This window comes from Ligilactobacillus equi DSM 15833 = JCM 10991, assembly GCF_001435735.1.
Taxonomy (GTDB): domain Bacteria; phylum Bacillota; class Bacilli; order Lactobacillales; family Lactobacillaceae; genus Ligilactobacillus; species Ligilactobacillus equi.
This window is the reverse complement of the sequence record NZ_AZFH01000118.1, coordinates 1-366: the sequence shown is the minus strand read 5'-3', so window position 1 is coordinate 366 and position 366 is coordinate 1. Positions and strand designations below refer to the sequence as shown.

Sequence of the window (366 nt, the reverse complement as noted above, 5' to 3'; positions counted from 1 at the left end):
TGGTATGCTTTTAAGTCAATGCTTGAATACAAGTGTAACTGGTATGGTAAACAATTGGTGATTGTAGACCCTAAAAACACAAGTCGTATTTGTTCTGATTGTGGTAAGAAAAATCATGAATTTGATGGTTTAACACAATCACAATGGCTAGGTACACGTAACTGGACGTGCCCTTATTGCCACAAAAACCACGATAGAGACATAAACGCTAGTTTAAATATTTTAAATCGTGGTTTAAATCAATTAAATATCCAGTAGGCTAGGAACTAGCCTTGGTAAGATAGCTAAGTTCTGTGAGTTGGGTTTTGGCATACCATATAACATCCTAAACACTACTTAGTGTTCCCAGAAACCCGTCACTTTAGT

General features: G+C 36.3%; 1 protein-coding gene. It reads left to right on the top strand.

Going from position 1 to position 366, the window contains the following annotated elements; translation table 11 throughout:
* Nucleotides 1-258 (top strand): zinc ribbon domain-containing protein (locus FC36_RS07385; protein ID WP_156409549.1); only part of this gene is annotated, 258 nt, incomplete at its 5' end.
* Nucleotides 259-366 lie beyond the last annotated feature (108 nt).